Here is a 3,140-nt window from a genome sequence, read left to right on the forward strand (position 1 = left end):
GTAATGTCAGATATTTTACCTACTACAGAAATAGTGTTGACACTGATAAATATGATAAAATGGTAGCTGAAAACCTAGCCCATAAATTTGGCTTATCACATGAGATTTTATATTTAAGTCAATATCCTAAAGAAGAGCAAGAGTTTTTAAGTATTTTGAATAATAATACATATTATTCCCATATCAGAAGCGTGGCATTTGTTTATTATCAAAAATTTTCTCAGAGTGCAAATTTAATTCATGTGCGTTCTAATGTTTCAGGAATTGGGAGGGAGTTTTATAAAAACACAAAATTTCCTATCTTGTCTGCTAAGGATTTAGCTTATCTATATTTAATTGGTAGCTCAAATCATCGACCAGAGTATATTGCTGAAGTGATTCGTAAGTTTGAAGAATTTGACAGAATTACCAACATCATGCAATGTCAAAGTTTAATTGATATTAAGTCTCTGTTTTTATGGGAGTTTAGGATGGCAGCATGGCACTCACAGGTCGTCATTGAATCTGACCCAGCATTTGATACTGTTTCGATTTATAACTGTAGAAAAACCTTGGAAATTATGTTATCTATCACAAGAGAAAAGAGGGAGAAAAGTTTGATTTTGAAGAAAATAATAAACAATGAATGGCCTGAACTGACAGAATTTAAGATAAATGGGAAAGGTTTTTGGAGTTGACTAACTTACCTTACTTAGATAAAACTTACTACAATTTAGGATAGATAATTTCCAGTAAATTTTCAATTATATATGGTATATATGGTATATATGGTAGTTTTTTCTGATGAACAACCTGTTTTTGTGCTTCAGAATTTATAAAATTCCTGAATTTGTGACGGTCTATAAAAGTGCTTTGTAAACTGAGAATTTAACATCTTGTCTAAATAGTCTCCCGGAAGCACCAGTTTTTCCTTAAACTCTTTAAATAGGTGACTATACCACTTCTGGGAACTAAGATTTTGGTTTTCTAGGTGAAAGTTGCTGATACCTGTAAACATTCGGATAACCTCCTGTTTTTGGCTATCCATTAGTTCCGCTTGCATAATCAAAATATGGTAAGATTCATGTAAGTAGGTTTGCCATCCTAATAATGAAAAAGGCTGGCTGTAAATATCAAAATTTAAGCATTTCTTGAACTCTCTATCAAACCAAATTAGGGGATAGTTGAGGTCTAATGTCCAAAATTTATTAATCAGTTCTTCAATACTCAACTGTAGGATTTGTTCTGGGCTTAAATGGGGGTAATATGTATCGAGGTTTTGAAAAAAGCCACTAATATTGACAGCAATGGGATTTCTGACCAGTGAAATAATTTTTAATGGTTCTCCTAACCAGTTTTTTAACACAAAATAGCCATCTATACAATGCCCTTTGTGCATATTTTTTTGTAGATATGTTTCCTCTAAGAAATGAATATCATAGACCTGTGAACTATGGTTTTTTAAAGATGTGGAAATGGAAGTTGAACCCACTTTTCCCATGGTGTAAACCAAAAAACGCTGCTGTTGATTTTGATGGGGTAATGGGGACGAACTCTGATATTTTTTGATGAGGGTATTTAAGAATGATTTTGCTGGTTGGTGTTCGGGATGGGATTTTAATAACTGATGCAGGCATTGTATCGCCTGTTGAGAATTACCCATTTTCTCTAAGCAGCAGGCTTTTTGATAGTAAAACTCGCTTAAATCCGGTCGCAACTTAATACATTTTTCCCAAATATCTAAAGCTGTTTTATGCTGTCCTTGCTGGCTTAAATCCATGGCTGTTTGGCGCATGGTTCTGATATATTTGCGACCAGTAAACCGCATTTTATCAATCACGGTTTCGGCTTCCATATTGATGGTAACGGCGGTGGGGTGTTTGAGGGGAAAGCTGATTGATTGAGTGGGTAAATTAGCGATTTCATCAACTTCCCAGGTAGTATGGGCTGCATCTGCGCCAAAACCAACATTAGAAATTAAGTTATGATTGGGAATGATAGATAAACCTTTATTTATCAAACAAGTAAACGTCCAAGCCCATCCCCATGAGTTAAAACCATTGGAGGTTAAATCAAAGATTTCTGCCCAATATTCGGCGCGTTCTTGACTTCCCAATAAATCCCTTAACCAATGGCGATCGCACTCCGTTAGCCAAGACTTTAAATCCGGGTCAAATAACCGCCAAGCTCGCCGCCATGTCGCCCATCCCCAATAAAAGCTATACTGGGAAAAATAATAGCTGGAATTTGCCGATTGATAGCCGTGGGTATTTTCTCCGGTAATTTGGAAAATTTGGTGATCATCACGATAGCGGATTAATAACTGTTGGCAAAATTGAAAAAAACTGATGTCGGGGATACAGTCATCTTCTAAGATAATCGCTTCTTCCACTAAACCAAACACCCAATTGAGTCCACTGGCAACTCGCTGTTTACAACCTAAGTTAGAATCCGAGTAGTTGGTTAAAACTTGACAATCCCAATCAACCCTATCAATAATGGCGCGAGTTTGGGCGCATTTTTGGGCTTCTAAATCATTGCCGGGTTCGGGACCATCAGCAATCACCAGTAACTGCTGAGGCTTGACTTGGCGAATTACATCAAACACTTTTTGGGTGGTATCTGGTCGCCTAAAGATGAGTAAAACGACGGGGGTGGTGAAAGATTCAATTTCGGGCATTGATAAATGATGACAAGGTTTCTTGATGTGGTATGGGCTGCTCTGATATGATACAATCTTTTCAGCCGTAATCAAGTTTGACTCAGCACCAACCCCGTCCCAAMAKATGAAAACTGACAAACTATTTTATCGCATTTTYCTATGGCAACCGGAACTGATTGCTGAGTTAGTTCCTGGCATTCCCATGGACTGCCAATTTGATTATAGCGCTCCGGTGGTCAAAGAACAGGAACAGCGTATTGATGGCTTATTTACCCCTGTGGGGGATGATAACCCAGATTTGCCCTTGGTGTTCGTGGAAGCSCAAATGCAGCCTGATAGGGGATTCTATGGCCGCTTTTTTCGGGAAGTGTTTATGTATCTGGGACAATATGAGGTGAGCCGACCTTGGCGGGGGCTATTGATTTTCTCCAGTCGCAGCCAGGGGTTTGGGGTGGAGACTCCCTATCGCCTGCTATTGGATAATKTGGTAGAAAGGCTT

3 protein-coding genes are annotated in these 3,140 nt (G+C 38.1%); 2 read left to right on the forward strand and 1 reads right to left on the reverse strand.

The genetic code is table 11. The features are described from left to right. Nucleotides 1-677 (forward strand): hypothetical protein (locus B9T16_RS27275; protein ID WP_410246242.1); only part of this gene is annotated, 677 nt, incomplete at its 5' end. Nucleotides 678-805: 128 nt separating this feature from the next. Here B9T16_RS27275 and B9T16_RS27280 read toward each other — a convergent pair. Beyond that, nucleotides 806-2,659 carry a putative capsular polysaccharide synthesis family protein gene (locus B9T16_RS27280; RefSeq protein WP_410246243.1) on the reverse strand — a complete coding sequence of 618 codons (1,854 nt, stop codon included), beginning with the start codon at nucleotides 2,657-2,659 and terminating at the stop codon, nucleotides 806-808. A 106-nt stretch (nucleotides 2,660-2,765) separates the two neighbouring features. Here B9T16_RS27280 and B9T16_RS27285 point away from each other — a divergent pair. Next, the coding region (locus tag B9T16_RS27285; RefSeq protein WP_410246244.1) for a DUF2887 domain-containing protein at nucleotides 2,766-3,140 on the forward strand (375 nt) is incomplete at its 3' end.

The organism is Arthrospira sp. PCC 8006 (genome assembly GCF_046480465.1).
Lineage (GTDB): Bacteria > Cyanobacteriota > Cyanobacteriia > Cyanobacteriales > Microcoleaceae > Limnospira > Limnospira platensis.

Excerpts from the sequence above, each read along its gene's own strand:
- B9T16_RS27280 (WP_410246243.1), bottom strand. The coding sequence starts at position 2,659 with ATGCCCGAAATTGAATCTTTCACCACCCCCGTCGTTTTACTCATCTTT.